We start from the raw sequence: 1,742 nt of genomic DNA on the forward strand, positions 1-1,742 counted from the left end.
AATATTAATAATTTTATCAATATGATTTACTTTCTTTGTGGTAAGTTAAAATTCGACTACCCACTGTATTTCACATAGAGCCAAAAACTTGAACATCGAGTGATAGGCTGTAAAATTCATAAAAATGAGTGTATTTTCATTTTGGCGAAGGTATTGGATAAGCCTAAAAAAAAATAATGTTATCCACAGTGGATTAACTCCTAGTGTTATATATTTTGTTAAAGTATTAGTGTTACGCTTTTTTGGAAAGTTTCTACAAGTCATATATACCAAAGGTTACAGCTATTTTGATAATTAAAAAATGCAGGTGATAGCACGATACTTATATCTAATTTTAACTATCGTGCTATCACCTGCAAAAGGATTACTACAATATGGCTAAACTTTTAAGGCGTAAGCACCCACAAAATGATTTATTTATTTGTGATATTCTCGATGCTACGCCAAAAGATGACATAGCAAGTATGGAACACCCTTTCTTTTCCCTATCAAAAAATCCTGATAAAGAGATTAGAAGATATGAACATAACGGCGAATATATAGAAATAGCTCCTAGTGCCTACGGAATGGCAACAATCTTTGATAAAGATATTCTTATTTTTGCTATTAGTCAGATTATAGCTAAGATAAATCTAGGCGAAGAGCCTAGCCAAATTATCCAGTTTTCAGCCTATGATTTACTTGTATCAATCAATAGAGGAACAGATGGCCGCACTTATGAACGCCTAAAAACATCATTTCAAAGATTAAAAGGCACAACTATAACAACTTGTATTATTACTGGTGGCAAAGAAGAAACAGAAGGTTTCAGCTTAATTGATAACTGGAAAATAATTAGAGAAACACCTAAAGGACGTATGGAGGGATTAGAAATAAAGCTTTCTAATTGGCTCTATAATGCAATATTAGCTAAAGAAGTATTAAACTTATCACCTGATTATTTTAGACTAAGCAAACCCCTAGAAAGACGTATTTACGAATTATGTCGTAAACATTGTGGTCATCAAAAAGTATGGTCAATAGGATTAGAAAAGCTGCATAAAAAAACTGGTACAAAGGATACAATTCGTAATTTTCGCGGTGTTATAAAAGAAATCATCGAAAGCGACAATTTACCAGAATATAAAATTACTTTCGACAAAGATAAAAAAGATAAGTTAATTGTTCGCCCTCGCATTGCGGTAGTTAATGAACCTAAGACGGATCATAAACCACGCTTAAAACCTCAAACCTATGAGAACGCATCAAAAATATTACGCCCTCATGGAATGGATAAATACACTGTGGAAGCCGAATGGTTGCAATGGATAGAAGGTAAAGAATCCCCTAATAACCCCGATGGTGCTTTTATCGGTTTTTGTAAAATGCAAGTAGCACACCTTTTAAAATAGCCTTATTCCGCTGGCTTCTTAGCTGGTGTTTTCGGGGTTCTTTTAAGGACTCTTCAACACGGATGAAATACATAAGTTAATTAGGTTCTGGGTTCTGTCGCAAAAAAACAAATATTTGTGTAAAACCGGCTATAACCTGTTTTTATGCCGCTCATGAATAGAACATCATGCAGGAGAAAAATAGGCTTCCCATCTTTAGTATTTATTTTGATAGCTTTTTCATTAACTCTTCAATTTGCTTAGTTAAAGCTGATTGCTGTTTTTCTGCTTGTTTCAGTAAAGTATCTTTTTCTTTTAACTGTCGCTGTTAATCCTGGATGGATTAATAGTCCGTGGTAGGCGAAGGGAAAT

The 1,742-nt window shown here is 33.6% G+C and carries 1 protein-coding gene; it reads left to right on the forward strand.

The window, feature by feature from the left end; translation table 11 throughout:
* The first annotated feature begins 374 nt into the window (after positions 1 to 374).
* Positions 375 to 1,391 (forward strand): replication initiator protein A, encoded by a 1,017-nt coding sequence (locus CDZ78_RS20020; protein WP_087871529.1) that lies wholly within the window; start codon positions 375 to 377, stop codon positions 1,389 to 1,391.
* The last annotated feature ends 351 nt before the right edge of the window (positions 1,392 to 1,742 follow it).

This window comes from Bathymodiolus platifrons methanotrophic gill symbiont (assembly GCF_002189065.1).
GTDB lineage: Bacteria > Pseudomonadota > Gammaproteobacteria > Methylococcales > Methylomonadaceae > Methyloprofundus.

What these genes read in the sequence shown, in the direction of transcription:
- CDZ78_RS20020 (WP_087871529.1), top strand. Translation starts at nt 375, where the DNA reads ATGGCTAAACTTTTAAGGCGTAAGCACCCACAAAATGATTTATTTATT.